Consider the following 16617-nt stretch of genomic DNA (forward strand, 5'->3'; position numbering starts at 1 on the left):
AGCGAAGTTCCACTCGCTTGTGCAGTGTCATTCCGGCATCAATTGATCTCAGTTGCGGGCGCGCCACCAGGCGATCTGCTTCCTCACCTCCGCCGGCGCGGTGCCGCCGAAGCTGGTGCGGCTGGCGACAGAGGCATCGACCGACAGGACGTTGAAGACCTTGTCGGTGATCGCAGGATTGATCGACTGCAGTTCTTCCAGCGACAGTTCGGAAAGGTCGCAGCCCTTCTCTTCGGCAAGCGCCACGACGCGGCCGGTCACATGATGGGCGTCGCGGAAGGGCAGGCCGACTTCACGCACCAGCCAGTCGGCAAGGTCGGTCGCTGTCGAATAACCGGCACCGGCGGCGGCGCGCATCTTGTCGGCACGGATCGTCATGTCGCGCATCATGCCGGTCATAGCGGCGATCGCCAATTCCAAGTTTTCGGCGCAGTCGAAGACCTGTTCCTTGTCTTCCTGCATATCCTTGGAATAGGCGAGCGGCAGGCCTTTCATGACGGTCAGCAACGCGACCAGCGAGCCGTTGATACGGCCGGTCTTGGCACGCACCAGTTCGGCCGCATCCGGGTTCTTCTTCTGCGGCATGATCGAGGAGCCGGTCGAAAACGCGTCCGAGAGGCGCACGAAGCCGAATTGCGGCGTCGACCAGATGACGATTTCTTCGGCAAGGCGCGACAGGTGCACGGCGCAGATCGCTGCGACGGACAGGAATTCCAGCGCGAAATCGCGGTCGGAGACGGTGTCGATCGAGTTGCGGGTCGGCTCGCGGAAGCCGAGCGCCTTTGCCGTCATGTGGCGGTCGATCGGGTAGGGCGTGCCGGCAAGCGCCGCGGCACCGATCGGGCTTTCATCGAGATGGTCGATCGCGTGGCGCACGCGGGCGCGGTCACGGCCGAACATTTCCACATAGGCCATGCAGTGATGGCCGAAGGTGACCGGTTGGGCGGTCTGCAGATGCGTGAAGCCCGGCATGACCGTTTCGGCATGCTCTTCCGCGCGATCCAAAAAGGCGGCGATGAGGTCAGTCAGCATCCGCTCGGTCTTGGCGAGCTCTTCCTTGACCCACAGGCGGAAATCGAGCGCCACCTGGTCGTTGCGGGAGCGGGCGGTATGCAGGCGGCCGGCGGCAGGACCGATCAAGGTGGCCAGCCGCGCCTCGATGTTCATGTGGATGTCTTCGAGCTTTCTGGAGAATTCGAACTTTCCGCTCTCGATCTCTGACATGATCGTGTTCAGGCCGGACAAGATCTTGTCTTTATCTTCGCGGGAAATGATGCCTTTCTCCGCCAGCATGGTCGCATGCGCTATAGAGCCGCGGATATCCTGGGCATAGAGCTTCTTGTCGAAACCGATCGAGGCATTTATCTCCTCCATGATCGCGTCCGGTCCCGAAGCGAAGCGCCCGCCCCACATCTGGTTGGAAGATGCCGCGTCCTTCGTGCCCTCGGTCATGATGCCTAAGTCCTGGAGTAGTTGATGACGACCAAAAGACCTTTCGGCCTTCCTTCCGCCCGGTTGATCGTGATTGCCGCCGTTCTCGGAATTCTTGCCGGCGCCGTGGCGGTATACGTGAGGAATACGGGGTCTGGCAATGGTGAGGATGCCCTGTTGGCGGGATCATCCGGCGCCTGCGAGGGCGCGGTCGAGAAGGTTAAGTCCGTCTCGCAGTTCTCCAAGGGCCAGGTTGCCGCCATGGTCGCCGCACAGCCGCCTCGGCCGCTCGATCTTGCTTTCAAAGGCCCTGACGGAAGGGACCTCAAGACCGCCGATTTCGCCGGCAAGACGGTGCTTCTCAATCTCTGGGCCACCTGGTGCGGTCCCTGCCGCGAAGAAATGCCGGCGCTGAACGCACTGCAGAAGGAGATGGGCGGTGCGGATTTCGAGGTGGTGGCCGTCAATATCGACACGGGCGGTGACGAAAAGCCGAAGGCGTTCCTCGCCGAATATGGTGTCGACCAGCTTGGCTATTATCGCGACAGTTCGATGGGCGTCTTCAATAGCTTGAAGAAGGAGGGCCTCGCCTTCGGCCTGCCGGTGACGCTGATCATGGACAAAAAGGGCTGCCTGATCTCGGCGATGAACGGTCCCGCCGCCTGGGACAGCCCGGACGCCAAGGCGCTGATCACCGCCGCGAAATAATCCTGTCTTCGGGCACCGCTCAATAAAGCGGCGCCAGATCCACTCCATAGAAGAGGCCGCGGCCAACCCGGCCTTCGCTCCGTTCGACCGAGATGCCGAATTCGGCTGCGATCTCCCTGACGATTGCGGCTTTGATATTGGCGTCCGCACTGGCCTTGTAGGTCAGCTTGTAGTCGAGATCCGCTTTGAAGACAGCCCGGACGATATGGGCATTGCCTTTCTCGCGCTGCTTCCTGAGTATATTCCTGCATTCGGGCCCAAGGCTGCTCTCGATCATCTCGAGCTTGTCCAGCCCGTATTCCTGATATTCGATATTGCTGAACTTCATCGTCAGGTTGCTGACATAGCTGGCGCTGACGCCGAGCCCCAGCGCCTTGAGATTGTCCGCGCTGAAGGAAAAATTTTTCGCGCTGCCGAAGTCGGTGATCTCGGCACCGGATTTTTCGGGGTTTCCGGGAAACTTCACGAATTCCGGCGAGCAGATGTAGCCAAGAGAGACATCCTGCCTGTCGTTGTAGGCGTTCGCCCGTTTCCAGACAATGTTACCCGGGCCATAATTGGTGCTGGGCGGGACCGTCGTCAGGTAGCCCGCCTTTCTGACGATGGTCCTTGGGTTTTCGGAAGTGCACCCGCAGATCAAGGCAGCGGCCAGAACGAGAATTGAGCATTTGTGCATTGATGATCCCCCGAGTCGATGGCGACAATGTAGGGATCACATGCATCGAGTGTCTACTTACCGAATAAATCCTAAAGTTGCATTCGGCGAGGCATCAGGTTGTCGCCGGCAAAGGCCGGCAATGCCCATTTCAGCGCGTCGGCACCGGCGTCTCGCCGCGATAGTCGTAGAAGCCGCGGCCGGATTTGCGGCCGAGCCAGCCGGCCTCGACATATTTTACGAGAAGCGGGCAGGGGCGGTATTTCGAATCCGCCAGGCCGTCGTGCAGCACCTGCATGATCGACAGGCAGGTGTCGAGACCGATGAAGTCGGCGAGTTGGAGCGGACCCATCGGATGGTTGGCGCCGAGCTTCATCGCCGTATCGATGGCTTCCACCGAGCCGACGCCCTCGTAAAGCGTATAGATCGCCTCGTTGATCATCGGCAGCAGGATGCGGTTGACGATGAAGGCCGGGAAATCTTCCGCGACCGTCGCGGTCTTGTCCAGCGAGGCCACGTAGTCCTTGGCGGCCCTGAAGGTCGGCTCGTCTGTAGCGATGCCGCGCACCAGTTCCACAAGCTTCATCACCGGCACCGGGTTCATAAAATGGATGCCCATGAACCGTTCCGGGCGGTCGGTGGCGGAGGCGAGCCGCGTGATGGAGAGCGACGAGGTGTTGGTGGCAAGCAGGGCATCCGGTTTCAGGACCGGACAGACCTGAGCGTAGATCTTGCGCTTGACGCTTTCATCTTCGGTCGCGGCCTCGATTACCATGTCCATGGGGGCTAAGTCGTTCAGATCGGCGGAGCCGGAAATGAGGGAAAGCGCAGCCTTCCGCTCCTCGTCACTCAGTTTTCCGCTGCTTACCTGGCGGGCGAGATTGCCGTTGATGGTGGCAAGTGCCGCTTCGATCCGGTCCTTGGAAAGGTCGTACATCTGCACCCTGTAGCCGGCCAGCGCCGAAACATGTGCAATGCCGCAGCCCATCTGGCCCGCTCCGATGACGCCGATATTCTTCATGGCCGAACTCATTGTTCCGTTCCTGGGTTTCTGCTCCCGAGGCGCTGACGCTAACGTTCGCGTGCGCCGATCTTATGAAAATGCCGGACTACATGGATGCAGTCCGGCAGATTGTTATTCCGCTATTTGCGGTTTTGCCAGCATTTTTCGCGCTTGCGAAATGAACAGGCCTTCAAATCGCTCACAGCGCCTTTTCAAGCTGCGGCAGGATCTCGAAAAGGTCACCGACGATGCCGTAGTCGGCGACCTGGAAGATCGGTGCTTCCTCGTCCTTGTTGATGGCGACGATGACCTTGGAATCCTTCATGCCGGCGAGATGCTGGATGGCGCCCGAGATACCGGCCGCGATGTAGAGGTCGGGAGCGACCACCTTGCCGGTCTGACCGACCTGCCAGTCGTTCGGGGCATAGCCCGCATCGACGGCGGCACGGGAGGCGCCGACGGCGGCACCCAGCTTGTCGGCCACGGGAAGGATGACTTCCTTGAACTTTTCCGCCGAACCGAGAGCCCGACCGCCTGAGATGATGATTTTCGCCGAGGTGAGTTCCGGACGCTCCGACGACGAGAGCGCATCCGATACGAAGCTTGAAACGCCCGGGTTCGCCGCTGCCGATACGGTTTCGACCGGAGCGGAGCCGCCCTCGCCAGTCGCCTGGAAAGAGGCGGTGCGCACCGTGATGACCTTCTTGGCGTCGGTCGTCTGCACCGTCTGGATCGCGTTGCCGGCGTAGATCGGCCGTTTGAACGTATCGGCGGAGATCACTTCGATGATTTCCGAGACTTGGCAGACGTCGAGCAGCGCTGCGACGCGCGGCATGATGTTCTTGGCCGAAGCGGTTGCCGGAGCGATAATCGTGTCATAGGCACCAGCCAGCGAGACGACCAATGCCGCCAGCGGTTCGGCGAGCTTGTTGGCGTAATCGGCGCTGTCGGCGAGCAGGACCTTGGAAACGCCGGCAAGTTTGGCCGCCGCATCGGCTGCCGCACTGGCACCGGAGCCGGCGACCAGCACATGCACGTCGCCGCCGATCCTGGAGGCAGCGCTCAGCGCCTTGGCGGTCTGGTCGGACAGGCTCGAATTGTCGTGTTCTGCCAGAAGAAGAATGGCCATGATGTTTACTCCCTATCCGTCCCTTAGAGCACGCCGGCGGTCTTGAGGCTGGCGACCAGTTCCTCGACCGACTTTACCTTGACGCCCGCCTTGCGGCCGCCCGGCTCTTCCGTCTTCAGGACCTTCAGCCGCGGCGCGGTATCGACGCCGAAATCGCCCGGAGTCTTCTTGTCGAGCGGCTTCTTCTTTGCCTTCATGATGTTCGGCAGCGAGGCATAACGCGGTTCGTTGAGGCGAAGGTCGGTGGTGATGACCGCCGGCAGCTTGACCTCGATCGTCTGGAGTCCGCCGTCGACTTCGCGGGTCACCTTTGCGGAGCCTTCGGAAAGCTCGATCTTCGAGGCAAACGTCGCTTGCGCCGAACCGAGGAGGGCCGCCAGCATCTGGCCGGTCTGGTTGGAATCGTCGTCGATCGCCTGCTTGCCGACGATGATCAGGCCCGGCTGTTCGGCTTCCACGACACCCTTCAGGATCTTGGCGACGGCGAGCGGTTCGACCACGTCGTCGGTCTCCACCAGGATCGCCCGGTCGGCGCCCATGGCGAGCGCGGTGCGCAAAGTCTCTTCCGCCTTGGCCGGGCCGATCGACACGACCACCACTTCTTCCGCCTTGCCCGCTTCCTTCAGTCGCAGAGCCTCTTCGACGGAAATCTCGTCGAACGGGTTCATCGACATCTTCACGTTCTGAAGCTCGACACCCGTGCCGTCCGCCTTCACGCGGATCTTCACGTTGTAATCGACAACTCGCTTCACAGGCACCAGGATCTTCATGGGGTCCTTCCTCGACTTCTCACCGGCGGCAAATTGCGACATTCACCGCTTCCTCATTTGTCAGTGGGCGACATGGATACGCATTTTTCGCGCGACTGCAACGCGGATTTGCAGTCAAAGCTTGCCGTTTTCTCATACATCTATTCGCGAACGGCCATTACCTGCGGCACGCCCGACTTCCGTTCGACCGCTTTCGGCGTCACGATGGCGCGGTCGAAAAGCGGCACGCCTTTGCGGCGCATGAAGAGGACGAGGACTGCGCCGGCGATGATGCCGCCGACATGTGCGCCCCAGGAAACGGCGCCATCAAGGTCCAGGGCCAGCATGGCGAATTGCTGCACGATCCAGAGCGCCAGCGGAATGAAGGCGGGCAGCGGCAGCGGGATACGGAAAAGAACCAGCACCCAGACCCTGACGCGTGGATGAAGCAGGAAATAGGCCGCGACGACACCGGAGATCGCGCCAGAAGCACCGATCAACGGGCCCTCTGATGAGGGCACAACGAGGCCGTGAAGGGCGGCACCGGCTGCAGCGCAAACCAGGTAGAAGATCAGGAACCTGACATGCCCCAGCGCGTCCTCGACATTGTCGCCGAAGACCCAGAGGAACAGCATGTTGGAGGCAAGGTGCCAGAAATCCAGATGCAGGAAGGCGTAGGTGATGAAGGTCGCATCGTCCGGCACAATGATGAGCGACGGGTCGAGCACTGCGTAATCGAATATCACCGCCGGAATGAAGCCGAGGCCCAGCGAGGCGTGTTCGACGATTGCCGGGCTGGCGACGGTCGTGAACAGCCAGACCAGCACGTTGATGGCGATGATGCTGATCGTCACATACTGGACGCGGATATATTTCAGTTCGACGGCGTCGTGCAGCGGGATGAACATTTGCCTTTAATCCCTCCCGCTTTCTCTTTCAGCGGTTTTTTCCCGGAACCCAAAGGATATCCGCCTTGCCATGATCGTTGGCGAAGCGCGCCGCCACGAACAGGAAGTCGGAAAGCCGGTTGATGTATTTCAGCGCCGCCGCACCGACGGTTTCACCGCGTGAAAGCTCCACCATCAGCCTTTCGGCCCGACGCGCGACCGTGCGGGCGAGATGCAGATGGGCAGCAGCAGGGGATCCGCCCGGCAACACGAAGGACGTGAGCGGATCGAGGTGGGCATTCAGGGCATCGATCTCAGTCTCCAGGCGGGTTGCCTGGGCTTCGATGATGCGCAGCGGCTCGTAGTCGAGTGCTTCGCCCGTATCGGGTGCTGCAAGATCGGCGCCGAGATCGAAGAGGTCGTTCTGGATGCGGAAGAGCATGGCATCGAGCTCGGCCATGCCTGCGGTATGGAGCCGGGCCAGACCGACAGCCGAATTCGTTTCGTCGACAGTGCCGTAAGCCTCGACCCGGAGATCGTATTTCTCCCGCCGGGGGCCGGAAACCAGCGACGTCGTGCCCTTGTCACCCGTGCGCGTGTAAATCTTGTTGAGCTTTACCATCCCGCCATCATCAGAATCAGCTCGGGCGACCGCCGCCCGTGATCCACAGTGTGAGCATGATGAGGACGATTGCGATTGCCTGCAAGAGGATACGCAATTGCATCAGCTTGTTGGATTTGTTCGCATCCGTACCCTTCATCATGTTGAACAGCCCGCGGATCAGGACGATCACGACAAGCCCCATGACGATCACGGTAAGGACGGTGGTGAAAGTGGACATTCTAGGATTGCTTTCGTTCAGTCGAGCCGGCGCATGAGTTTGTAGAAGAGGTCGGCCGGAAGTATTCTTTTCAGGAAGGCGCCCTGCCTGGCGGGCTTCGTTACCAGATAATGTGGCCTCGGGCGAGGCGCGGTCAAGGCGTGCGTCAAGACATCATAAACCGCTTCGGGTCCGAGTTTGTGGCGGCTGATCGGACCTCTCCCGTCGAGGCGCTTGAGCTGCCGCTTGTATTGCTGGGCATGCACCGAGCCTTCGAGATCGATATTCTCTTTGATCTTGGCGAGTGCGTTGGCAGTAAAACGGGAGGCGATCGGCCCCGGTTCGATGAGGCTCACATGGATGCCACTTCCTTCCAGCTCCATGCGCATCGTAATGGTGAGCCCTTCGAGCGCATGTTTCGAAGCCGTATAGGCGCCGCGATAGCGATAGGGCAGCAGGCCGAGGATCGACGAGCAGTTGACGATGCGGCCGTGGCCCTTTGCGCGCATGATCGGGATCACCCGCCGCGTCAGCTCGTGCCAGCCGAAGACATTCGTTTCGAACTGTTCGCGCAGCACGTCGGTCGATAAATCCTCCACGGCGCCCGCCTGGCCATAGGCACCATTGTTGAAGAGGGCGTCGATCCGGCCGCCGGTGCGCTCCTTCACGGTTTCCACAAGTGCGGCAATCGTTTCGGGCTTCGTATAGTCCATTAGCAGAGCCTCGATGCCGTCGGCTTCGAGCGGAGCCAGATCGCTCTCCTTGCGCACGGTCGCGAAAACCCGCCAGCCATCCGCCTTCAGGGCACGGGCGCAATGGGCACCGATGCCGGAGGAACAGCCGGTGACGATGATCGTTCTCCTGTCATCCATTTGATCTCATCCCTTGCACAATCGAAAGGGTTCCTCACATATTTTGCGCCAAGCCACAACGGAGTTGCCCTTGTCCGAAGAGAACCGGCCCTACAGGTGGTACAAACTCGCCTTCAAGGTGCTTTGGGATGCCTATTGCCACTTTTCCGACGACGATGGTTGGGCGATGGCGAGTCATGTGGCACTCTCGGGCCTGCTGGCTCTCTTTCCATTCCTGATCTTCGGCACGGCGCTGGCCGGTTTCCTCGGGGCGGGCGGTTTTTCCGAAACGGCGATACATCTGCTTTTCGATACCTGGCCGGCGGATATCGCGGCACCTATCGCATCCGAAATCCAGCGCGTCCTGACCATGCCTCGCGGCGGCCTTCTGACCGTATCCGTGCTGGCGGCAGCCTATTTCGCTTCGAATGGGGTCGAGGCGCTGCGGATTTCACTCAATCGAGCCTACCGCGTCACCGAAACCCGACCCTGGTATGTGACGCGCCTCGCCAGCCTCGGCTATGTGGTGATCGCGGTCGTGATCTTTGCCGTGATCAGTATCCTTCTGCTTGCCGTGCCTGTTGCAATGCGGTTCGCTGAAACGCGCTTTCCCTGGCTGATCAGCGATCTGGCAAGGGCCGCCAACTGGGGCCTTTACGGCACGGGGCTGCTTTTGATGATCGGTCTCCTGCTGTCGCATAAATGGCTTCCGGCGGGGCATCGGCGGATCATCGACATCCTGCCGGGCGTGCTGATGACGATCGCCTTGTGGATCGGCTTCGGCCTCGGCTTTGCTGCCTATCTCTCGACCTTCGCCAATTACGCCGCGACCTATGCGGGTCTGGCGTCGATCATGATCGTGCTGATTTTTCTCTACATGGTCGGCGTGATTTTCATGCTGGGGGCCGAACTCAACGCCGCCCTGATGAAGTACCGGGTTTATTCGGTATTCTCCCGGTTGAGGAATGAGCGTCGCCGGCGCGAGGAAGCGCTCTCAAAGACCGACGAGGCGGCGGATGTCGTGGGGAGCGAACCCCTGGTCGCGGAGCGCCGCGAGCCCCGTTGAGCCCTCGCTTTTTGAGAGTTTCTTGCCGTCCGGCCCAAGGATCAGCCTGTGGTGGTGATAGACGGGTTGCGGAAGCTCAAGCAATTCCTGCAATAACCGATGCACGGCGGTCGCTTCGAAAAGGTCCAGCCCGCGCACCACATGGGTAATGCCCTGGGCCGCATCGTCCACCGTTACCGAAAGATGATAGCTCGACGGCGCATCGGAGCGGGAAAGCACCACGTCGCCCCAAGCCGTGGGGTGCGCAGTGATTTCGCCGCGTGCGTCGTCACCCGTCTCCGTCCATTTCAACGCATCGCCCGTCAACCGGAGCGCCTTGTGCATATCGAGCCGGAAAGCGTGCCGCACGCCCTTTGCAATCAGTAACTGCCGTTCCGTTTCGCTGCGATGCCTGTCGTCCTCGGGATAGAGCGGCGACCCGTCGGGATCGCGAGGCCAGATCTTCCCGCTCTCCTCATGCTCCGCGACCCTGGCCTTCACCTCTCCGCGGGTCAGGAAGGCGGGATAGACAAGGCCCATTTCCATCAGCCGGTCCAGCGCGGCGCGATAGTCGTCGAAATGCTCCGATTGCCTCCATACCGGTTTTTCCCAGTCCAGCCCGAGCCAGGAAAGATCGCGATAGGCGGCCTCCTCGAATTCCGGCGTACAGCGGGCGAGGTCGATGTCCTCGATGCGCAGCAGGAAGCGCCCGTTCGTCTTCTTCGCCATGTCGTGGTTGAGGATCGCCGACAGCGCGTGGCCGAGATGAAGCAGCCCGTTCGGGCTTGGCGCAAAACGATAGGCCGGTTTATCAAAGGACATGGCGGGCATGGCTTCTTCTGCCATGCTTTTCGACAAACGGCCATGGGAGAGGTTGAACGGACTGATGAATGCCATCCGCGATCATTCGGACATCGAGGCAGGCCTCGATGCGCTTGTCCGTCTCGACCCGCGGCTTGGGGCGGTCGTCGAAGCCTCGGGTCCGGTGCCGCTGCGTCTCAGCAGGCCCGGTTTCGAAGGCCTTGCCTCGATCATCGTATCCCAAATGGTATCGAGAGCGAGCGCGGAAGCGATCTGGAGACGAATCACTGCGGCGGGGCCCGTAACGGCGGCCGATTATGCAGCGCTTTCCCCGGATGTTGTTGCGACATTCGGCCTCTCGCGGGCAAAGGCGGCGACACTTCTCAATCTTTCCACAGCTATTTCGGAAGGGCGTTTCAATCTCGATTCCATCGGCAAGTTCGAAACGGCGGAAGCGATCCGGCGGATAACCGCGCTTCCCGGCATCGGCCCTTGGACGGCGGAAGTCTACCTGATGTTCTGCAGCGGTCATCGGGATATCTTTCCTGCCGGTGACGTGGCGTTGCAGGCGGCGGTCGCGCATGCCTTTGGCCTGGAGGCTCGTCCCTTGGCCAAAAGCCTGGCGTCCATGGCGGAAATCTGGAGCCCGTGGCGATCAGTCGCGGCGCGACTTTTCTGGGCTTACTACGCAGCGAAAATGCGTCGCACCGTCACGCCTCTGGTATGAAGGCGGGGTCGAGTTATCTCACTGCATTTATTGGGCTTCACAATCCTGTAACAACAGACCTAATATAGAAAGTACAGATGCCGAATCGGGTAGGAGCGTCACTTGACGATTGCAGTCTCCCCGCAGGCCCTGCCGGCGCTCGTGCTGAACGCTGACTACCGGCCGCTGAGTTATTATCCCTTGTCGCTGTGGTCCTGGCAGGACGCGATCAAGGCGGTTTTCCTCGACCGGGTGAACATCATCGCGGAGTACGAACAGTCGGTCTGCTCGCCGAGTTTCTCGATGAGACTGCCGAGCGTCGTCAGCCTCAAGACTTACGTCCAGCCGACCCGCAACCCGGCCTTTACCCGGTTCAACGTCTTCCTGCGCGACAAGTTCGAGTGCCAGTATTGCGGCGAGCATGATGACCTGACTTTCGATCACGTCATCCCGCGCGCCCATGGCGGCGAAACGACCTGGGAGAATGTCGTGGCGGCCTGTTCGCCCTGCAACCTCAGGAAGGGCAGCAAGCTGCCGAAGCAGGCCGGCATGTTCCCGCACCAGAAGCCCTATCAGCCGACGGTGCAGGACCTGCACAACAACGGCAGGCTCTTCCCGCCGAACTACCTGCATGAAAGCTGGATGGACTATCTCTACTGGGATACGGAACTGCAGCCGTAACCCAGGCATCGTCGAAGGCTGTTCAGGCGGCCTTTTTCGCACCGATAAAGGCTATGGCTGCCAGCATCACGCTGGCGATGACGTTCCAGCCCGCGAAGGACAAGCCCAGAACGCGGAGCGCCGCTTCCGTGCAGGAGGGGCCATGCACCGCGTTGAGATCCGACAACAGGTTGCCGGCATTGGTGGTCACGCCGGCGCCGCCTCCGCAGCTCGCCGGGCCCTCCCAGAAGCCCCATTCGACGCCCGAGTGATAGACGCCCATGCCGGCGCCGACGAGCATCATCACGCCGATGACGACCAGCAGCGCACGGGTGACCCAGGCGGGCAGGCCGATTGCGGCGGCGACAATGGCCAGAATGCCGACCGGAATCCCGTAATAGTAGGGGTCGCGCTGCAGCAGGCAGAGTGCACAGGGAATATAGCCGCCGATATACTGGAAGGCGAGCGCGCCACCCACGGTCGCGGCCATGCCGAGCGTGACGAGAACGGCGTAGCCGATACCGGCGCGGGAGCGAGGGGTGGAAGCTGTCAGCGCCATTGCGCTCTTCTCCTGTTTCATTCCTGGCTCACTTAGAGCAGATCAAGCAGGGCTGTAAATGATTGTGGGCGAGACACATCGTCTCCATTCCGGCACTTTTTCGTGAGTTTGCGGAGGATTTGTGGTGTTATTTCTCCAAAAGAAGGCTATCCGGAAATAGCGCGACGATCGGCGATCGGTTCCCGGCTGCAAGCCGCAGCCATGCACTCGGTAAAGATAAAATTCATGTTCAAGACGGATGTCTGCATAGTTTCAGCCCGACGGCCGGATCTGCTCTCCGATACCCTTTCGAGCCTGTCACAACGGATTTTCAGCAACCTCGATCTTGTCAACGTCTACATGAACCTTGACCCGATCTTCGGCGATGCCAAGGATCACGAGGCCTGTGTTTCGCTGTTCCGGGGCCATTTTCCGACGGGCGTGCTTTTTGAGCCGGAGGCTCCCGGATTCGCCAATGCAGTCCGGAGACTGTGGCTGGCGACAACTGCCGATTTCGTCATGCATTTCGAGGACGATTGGGTTGCCTTGACTGACATCGGTGAGGAAGCCTTCGAACCCTTTTCCGACCCTACTGTCGCGCAGGTCTCCTTCCATACGGAGGAGAAGAATTGGGACGTCAAGAAAAACGGACATCTTCACCGGAAGAACGAATACTTCAGGCTCGCCGGCGTGAAGCTTCCGAAATTTACGCGCAGGCCGATCTTTACGACCTCGCCGTCGATCCTGAGAGGTCCCTTTGCCCGCGCATGTGCGGGGCTTATGGACGGGACAAAAGATCCGGAAAAGCAATTCTATTCAGATGTCAACCTGCCCCTTCAGGCCTATGTCTGCAAATACGACAACTATATTTTTTCCCCTCAGACCAAACCGGTGATCAAGGACATCGGCCGGAACTGGAGAGAGGAAAAAGGGATCAAAAAGATCATCAGGGACTCCAGCTCTTTCTGGGAAGCCAGCTAATCGATACGTCCGGCCTTTCTGTTTTCGAGTGCATGACCTGAAATACGGCAACCAAGTATTTGTTGATATTGTTGCATCATTGATCTTCGCCGTAGCGCAGATTGACAACAGAGGGAAAATAGTCAGAACCGCTTGCGTAAGGCGGGAATAGGTATCGGAGTGCTAGTTGAAGAGAGATGCAGTCCCTTTGGAAGTGGTGGTTGTGAACCTGGAGCGGTCATGGGAGCGGCGCCAGCAAATGACGGCCCTCTTAACGCCGCTCGGCCTTCCATTCAGCTTTTTTCAAGCGGTTGATGGTAAAGCTGCCCACCATCCTCTTTTTGACCGGGCCGATCAGAAGCTTGCTGAAATCCGCAGAGGGTTCACCCTGAACCCCGGTGAACTTGGATGTTTCGCCAGCCATTACCTTCTCTGGCAGCGCTGTGTTCAAGACAATCGACCGCTGCTTATTTTCGAGGATGATGTCGCGATCAACGACGGCTTCCTTGAAGCCTACAGGTTGGCTTCGGAACGGATCAGCCGTTGCGGCCTCATTCGCTTTTCCGGGCACAAAGAGAGAGCCTACACGCTCCAAGAAACGATTGACGATCAGTGGAGCATCGTGCGCTTCTTCAAGGGGCCGCATGGCACCTCCTGCTATGCGGTTTCACCGAAGGCCGCGGCGCGGTTGATCGCAACAGCTTCCGTCTGGTTCGAGCCGGTCGATTGCCATCTCGATCGGTTCTGGACACATGGCGTCAATTCTCTTGCAATCTTTCCGTATCCGGTAAGGCATGCTGCGGACACGGAGGAGCAGTCTGAGATCTGGCAGGGTACAAAACGGGCGCCGAAGTCGCGGCGCTTTCGTCGCTGGAGGGCCTTGTATCGCGCGCGGGACGACGTTGGGCGGTTTCTTGCCAACCTGCCCTATTCGTGGCGCAAATCCTTCTGACTGCGGGTTCAACGACATGCCGGCGCTGCAGGCGGGCAAACCAAACGACGAGATCTATGCCCATGGCCGTTATCGCACATATCGTCGGTGGACTTGGCAACCAGATGTTCCAGTATGCCGTGGGCCGATCGCTATCCATCGCGACCAATCAGGAACTGAAACTCGATCTTACCTCGATGGAAAAATACACCCGTCGGCGGTTTGCGCTCGGCCAATTCGATATCAAGGCGACTGCAGCCGCTTCTCGGGATCTGCCTGCAACTCGCAAGCGGTCGAGCGTCGTCCGCCGGATGCAGCAAATATGGAGATCTCGAAGCCCGGTTCGGCATGTCGTGGAAAAAGGGCAGGCTTTTGATCCTGAGGTGCTGGGCCTGACGGGTCCGGTTTATCTAGAGGGGTATTGGCAAAGCGAAAAATACTTTTCCGCCATCTCGAACACGATCCGCCGCGACTTCAACCTTGCCTCTCCATTTACTCCTCCACGGGCGGCCGTTCTCAACAGGATCAAGAGTACAAATTCGGTGTCCGTCCATGTCCGGCGGGGCGATTATCTCACCAACCCTCATGCAAATGCAGTGCATGGAACGTTGGAGCCTTCATGGTATCAAAGTGCGATGTCACGCGTGGCGGATCGGGTGGGCGATGCGACTTTTTTTGTCTTTTCGGATGACCCGGTCTGGGCGCGGGCCAATTTGCCTGAAACCTGGCCGGTCATATTCATTGAGCCCCAGGATGATGATCTGGATGCGCAGGACATGCATTTGATGGCTGCCTGCCGCAACCACATCATTGCCAACAGCACCTTCAGCTGGTGGGGGGCATGGCTCAATCCCGAGCCTGCAAAGCACGTGATAGCACCTTTGAACTGGTTCAAATCCGCGGCTCATATCGAAAAGGACCTCGTGCCTGCGGACTGGGAGCGTTTATGATGCGCCGTATACTGGCTGGAACGGGCTGCGTTTTGCAGGCGGGTGCTCCATGATACGTGTCGGATTTATCTCAAGTTCTCCAAATTGGGACTGGCTACGTCAGTTTCCCGATTCAGTTCCCGAGTGGGATGGAGTCCGGTTCGACTTTTCCGGCAATACTGAAGCCTGCGATGTCATATTCGTCTATGATGGCTTGCCGACGAAGGTCATCACTGCGGCTGCCGGATATCGAGTGTTCGTTGCTTCCGAGCCGCGGGCCATCAAGGCTTATGATCCGCGTTTCCTCTCGCAGTTCGACATGGTGCTGACCACTGATCCGCAGACAGTCCATCCGAATTTCAGACTTTCTCAAATCGGATTGCCGTGGCTCGTCGGCGGCTGGAATTCCGATGGTTCCATTCGTCAAAGGGGGATGTGTTTTGACGAATTTGAGAACTGGCGCCCAGCCAAAACAAAACTTGCGTCCATCGTTTCCTCCAATAAAGCTTATGCAGAAGGGCATCGTAGCAGGCTAACATTCGTACAGCGTGTCAGAGAATATTTTGGCAACGAGATAGATTTTTATGGGCGTGGAGTTAACAGCTTTGCGGATAAATTCGAAGTCCTGGCGCCCTATCGATATCATATCGCCATTGAGAATTCGACATATAATCACTATTGGACAGAAAAATTGTCAGATCCATTCTTGGCGATGACTTATCCAATTTATTATGGCGCGCCGAATATTATTGATTACTTTCCAACCGGTGCTTTGACGTCGATTAATATCTTGGACATTGAGGGTGCGATCGGCAAAATAAAGAAGATCATCGAATCGGATCTGGCTGAGCGCGCAATTCCCATCCTGGAAGAAGCTCGTCGTCTGGTGTTGTACGAGAACAACCTCTTTGCGATCCTCGCGGAGGTCGCCAAGGACGTGGCAAAGATGGGTGTGCTCCAGAGAGGAAGTCATGGCGCTTTTCTCGAGGCTGAACAGGTCTATACGTCTTCCCGCGGAGCTAAACTCGCAAATTCGGCAAAAAAACAAGCGCGTAAGATTTTCAGTTTTCTGAATCGTGATCGCTTCTGACTTCTTGCCGGCAGCAGAAATCCGTTGCGATGTCGACTTTGAGAGCGACAAGATCGCTGCCGTCTCAGGCAGACATCTACAAAGGCTAAAGATGAAGATTCGACTTTTTAAGAGAAGAAACGACCGACGGTTCGATGTTACGACTGAGGTTCGCCCATCCAGTCGCGTCAGTCGAGACTCGACTGTCGGCAGGTATTGCTACATAGGGGAGCGATGCGACATCACGAAGAGCGAAATTGGAAACTATGTCTCGATAGCAAATAACGTAACTGTAGGTGCGGGAGAACACTATGTTTACGAGATTTCTACAAATAGTATTTTTTATCGCAATCCCTATGCCGAGCTGACCAGCGGAGAATGTTCCATAGGACACGACGCTTGGATTGGCGTCGACGCAATAGTCCGCAGGGGAGTTAAGATTGGTATCGGCGCAGTTGTCGGCGCAAATTCTTTTGTCAACTCAGATGTCCCCGATTTTGGGATCGTTGCCGGCTCCCCTGCAAAACTTATCCGCTATCGGTTCGAGGAAGCTCAAAGAGGGATGATACTTGATAGCCGCTGGTGGGAGGCGGACTTGAATGAAGCCAGGATCATCATTTCAGATTTGAAGGCCCGCATGTCTACCCAGCTTGGCTAGCCACGATAGACAATGACTGGGGCCTGTTGCCATAAATGGCCGATCCAACCCGGATTTTCTGAAGACAAAGCTCAAAAAACAGAAAA

The 16617-nt window shown here is 58.7% G+C and carries 20 protein-coding genes; 9 read left to right on the forward strand and 11 right to left on the reverse strand.

The genetic code is table 11. The features are described 5' to 3' along the window. Window positions 1–48 precede the first annotated feature (48 nt). On the reverse strand, window positions 49–1452 hold the full coding sequence (argH, locus tag JL39_RS25195) for an argininosuccinate lyase (protein ID WP_037157105.1): 1404 nt from the start codon (window positions 1450–1452) through the stop codon (window positions 49–51). Window positions 1453–1476: 24 nt separating this feature from the next. Here argH and JL39_RS25200 point away from each other — a divergent pair, with 24 nt between their 5' ends. Then, window positions 1477–2139, forward strand: coding sequence for a TlpA disulfide reductase family protein (locus JL39_RS25200; RefSeq protein WP_037157107.1), 663 nt, complete (start codon window positions 1477–1479; stop codon window positions 2137–2139). Window positions 2140–2158: 19 nt separating this feature from the next. Here JL39_RS25200 and JL39_RS25205 read toward each other — a convergent pair whose 3' ends face one another. The 8 genes from JL39_RS25205 to JL39_RS25240 form a co-directional block, all read right to left on the reverse strand. After that, window positions 2159–2815 (reverse strand): hypothetical protein, encoded by a 657-nt coding sequence (locus tag JL39_RS25205; protein ID WP_037157110.1) that lies wholly within the window; start codon window positions 2813–2815, stop codon window positions 2159–2161. Window positions 2816–2945: 130 nt separating this feature from the next. After that, window positions 2946–3827, reverse strand: coding sequence for a 3-hydroxybutyryl-CoA dehydrogenase (locus JL39_RS25210; RefSeq protein ID WP_037157111.1), 882 nt, complete (start codon window positions 3825–3827; stop codon window positions 2946–2948). Between the two features lie 169 nt (window positions 3828–3996). Continuing rightward, on the reverse strand, window positions 3997–4926 hold the full coding sequence (locus JL39_RS25215; protein ID WP_037157113.1) for an electron transfer flavoprotein subunit alpha/FixB family protein: 930 nt from the start codon (window positions 4924–4926) through the stop codon (window positions 3997–3999). 23 nt (window positions 4927–4949) lie between these two features. Then, window positions 4950–5696, reverse strand: coding sequence for an electron transfer flavoprotein subunit beta/FixA family protein (locus JL39_RS25220; RefSeq protein WP_037157342.1), 747 nt, complete (start codon window positions 5694–5696; stop codon window positions 4950–4952). Between the two features lie 140 nt (window positions 5697–5836). After that, a complete protein-coding gene (locus tag JL39_RS25225) occupies window positions 5837–6583 on the reverse strand; it encodes a rhomboid family intramembrane serine protease (RefSeq protein WP_037157115.1) in 747 nt (248 codons plus the stop codon). Between the two features lie 28 nt (window positions 6584–6611). Then, complete coding sequence (locus tag JL39_RS25230; protein WP_037157117.1) at window positions 6612–7184, reverse strand: cob(I)yrinic acid a,c-diamide adenosyltransferase; 573 nt, start codon at window positions 7182–7184, stop codon at window positions 6612–6614. Between the two features lie 16 nt (window positions 7185–7200). Continuing rightward, window positions 7201–7404 carry a twin transmembrane helix small protein gene (locus tag JL39_RS25235; RefSeq protein ID WP_037157119.1) on the reverse strand — a complete coding sequence of 68 codons (204 nt, stop codon included), beginning with the start codon at window positions 7402–7404 and terminating at the stop codon, window positions 7201–7203. A gap of 17 nt (window positions 7405–7421) precedes the next feature. Beyond that, on the reverse strand, window positions 7422–8255 hold the full coding sequence (locus JL39_RS25240; RefSeq protein ID WP_037157121.1) for an SDR family oxidoreductase: 834 nt from the start codon (window positions 8253–8255) through the stop codon (window positions 7422–7424). A gap of 70 nt (window positions 8256–8325) precedes the next feature. On the opposite strand from JL39_RS25240, the gene JL39_RS25245 reads away from it, so the two are divergent. After that, window positions 8326–9300 (forward strand): YihY/virulence factor BrkB family protein, encoded by a 975-nt coding sequence (locus JL39_RS25245; protein WP_052183099.1) that lies wholly within the window; start codon window positions 8326–8328, stop codon window positions 9298–9300. Here JL39_RS25245 and gluQRS read toward each other — a convergent pair. Further along, window positions 9229–10125: a tRNA glutamyl-Q(34) synthetase GluQRS gene (gene gluQRS / locus JL39_RS25250; protein WP_037157123.1), complete on the reverse strand. Its 897-nt coding sequence runs from the start codon at window positions 10123–10125 to the stop codon at window positions 9229–9231. The two genes, JL39_RS25245 and gluQRS, sit on opposite strands and share 72 nt — an antisense overlap. Here gluQRS and JL39_RS25255 point away from each other — a divergent pair. Further along, window positions 10109–10807 (forward strand): DNA-3-methyladenine glycosylase, encoded by a 699-nt coding sequence (locus JL39_RS25255; RefSeq protein ID WP_244446961.1) that lies wholly within the window; start codon window positions 10109–10111, stop codon window positions 10805–10807. The two genes, gluQRS and JL39_RS25255, sit on opposite strands and share 17 nt — an antisense overlap. A gap of 102 nt (window positions 10808–10909) precedes the next feature. Beyond that, window positions 10910–11467 carry an HNH endonuclease gene (locus tag JL39_RS25260; RefSeq protein ID WP_037157127.1) on the forward strand — a complete coding sequence of 186 codons (558 nt, stop codon included), beginning with the start codon at window positions 10910–10912 and terminating at the stop codon, window positions 11465–11467. Window positions 11468–11489: 22 nt separating this feature from the next. Here the strand turns inward: JL39_RS25260 and JL39_RS25265 are convergent, their stop codons facing one another. Continuing rightward, the gene (locus JL39_RS25265; RefSeq protein ID WP_152601260.1) at window positions 11490–12005 is read right to left on the reverse strand and encodes a disulfide bond formation protein B; all 516 of its coding nucleotides are present in this window, start codon (window positions 12003–12005) and stop codon (window positions 11490–11492) included. A 225-nt stretch (window positions 12006–12230) separates the two neighbouring features. Between JL39_RS25265 and JL39_RS25270 the strand changes: the two genes are divergently transcribed. From JL39_RS25270 to JL39_RS30640, 5 genes are all read left to right on the forward strand, one after another. Beyond that, a complete protein-coding gene (locus tag JL39_RS25270) occupies window positions 12231–12965 on the forward strand; it encodes a hypothetical protein (RefSeq protein ID WP_037157129.1) in 735 nt (244 codons plus the stop codon). Between the two features lie 166 nt (window positions 12966–13131). Continuing rightward, window positions 13132–13896, forward strand: coding sequence for a glycosyltransferase family 25 protein (locus tag JL39_RS25275; protein WP_152601261.1), 765 nt, complete (start codon window positions 13132–13134; stop codon window positions 13894–13896). A 62-nt stretch (window positions 13897–13958) separates the two neighbouring features. Then, complete coding sequence (locus JL39_RS25280) at window positions 13959–14825, forward strand: alpha-1,2-fucosyltransferase (RefSeq protein ID WP_037157133.1); 867 nt, start codon at window positions 13959–13961, stop codon at window positions 14823–14825. A 49-nt stretch (window positions 14826–14874) separates the two neighbouring features. Then, window positions 14875–15894, forward strand: coding sequence for a glycosyltransferase family 10 (locus JL39_RS30635; RefSeq protein WP_081952980.1), 1020 nt, complete (start codon window positions 14875–14877; stop codon window positions 15892–15894). A 91-nt stretch (window positions 15895–15985) separates the two neighbouring features. Further along, on the forward strand, window positions 15986–16531 hold the full coding sequence (locus JL39_RS30640; RefSeq protein WP_152601262.1) for a CatB-related O-acetyltransferase: 546 nt from the start codon (window positions 15986–15988) through the stop codon (window positions 16529–16531). Window positions 16532–16617 lie beyond the last annotated feature (86 nt).

Source organism: Rhizobium sp. YS-1r (assembly GCF_000757525.1).
In the GTDB taxonomy this organism is placed as follows: Bacteria; Pseudomonadota; Alphaproteobacteria; order Rhizobiales; family Rhizobiaceae; genus Neorhizobium; species Neorhizobium petrolearium.

Bases quoted from the DNA above. Each gene is read 5' to 3' on its own strand.
- argH (WP_037157105.1), bottom strand. From the start codon at position 1,452: ATGACCGAGGGCACGAAGGACGCGGCATCTTCCAACCAGATGTGGGGC.
- JL39_RS25200 (WP_037157107.1), top strand. From the start codon at position 1,477: ATGACGACCAAAAGACCTTTCGGCCTTCCTTCCGCCCGGTTGATCGTG.
- JL39_RS25205 (WP_037157110.1), bottom strand. From the start codon at position 2,815: ATGCACAAATGCTCAATTCTCGTTCTGGCCGCTGCCTTGATCTGCGGG.
- JL39_RS25210 (WP_037157111.1), bottom strand. From the start codon at position 3,827: ATGAGTTCGGCCATGAAGAATATCGGCGTCATCGGAGCGGGCCAGATG.
- JL39_RS25215 (WP_037157113.1), bottom strand. From the start codon at position 4,926: ATGGCCATTCTTCTTCTGGCAGAACACGACAATTCGAGCCTGTCCGAC.
- JL39_RS25220 (WP_037157342.1), bottom strand. From the start codon at position 5,696: ATGAAGATCCTGGTGCCTGTGAAGCGAGTTGTCGATTACAACGTGAAG.
- JL39_RS25225 (WP_037157115.1), bottom strand. From the start codon at position 6,583: ATGTTCATCCCGCTGCACGACGCCGTCGAACTGAAATATATCCGCGTC.
- JL39_RS25230 (WP_037157117.1), bottom strand. From the start codon at position 7,184: ATGGTAAAGCTCAACAAGATTTACACGCGCACGGGTGACAAGGGCACG.
- JL39_RS25235 (WP_037157119.1), bottom strand. From the start codon at position 7,404: ATGTCCACTTTCACCACCGTCCTTACCGTGATCGTCATGGGGCTTGTC.
- JL39_RS25240 (WP_037157121.1), bottom strand. From the start codon at position 8,255: ATGGATGACAGGAGAACGATCATCGTCACCGGCTGTTCCTCCGGCATC.
- JL39_RS25255 (WP_244446961.1), top strand. From the start codon at position 10,109: ATGGCTTCTTCTGCCATGCTTTTCGACAAACGGCCATGGGAGAGGTTG.
- gluQRS (WP_037157123.1), bottom strand. From the start codon at position 10,125: ATGGCAGAAGAAGCCATGCCCGCCATGTCCTTTGATAAACCGGCCTAT.
- JL39_RS25265 (WP_152601260.1), bottom strand. From the start codon at position 12,005: ATGGCGCTGACAGCTTCCACCCCTCGCTCCCGCGCCGGTATCGGCTAC.
- JL39_RS25270 (WP_037157129.1), top strand. From the start codon at position 12,231: ATGTTCAAGACGGATGTCTGCATAGTTTCAGCCCGACGGCCGGATCTG.
- JL39_RS25280 (WP_037157133.1), top strand. From the start codon at position 13,959: ATGGCCGTTATCGCACATATCGTCGGTGGACTTGGCAACCAGATGTTC.
- JL39_RS30635 (WP_081952980.1), top strand. From the start codon at position 14,875: ATGATACGTGTCGGATTTATCTCAAGTTCTCCAAATTGGGACTGGCTA.
- JL39_RS30640 (WP_152601262.1), top strand. From the start codon at position 15,986: ATGAAGATTCGACTTTTTAAGAGAAGAAACGACCGACGGTTCGATGTT.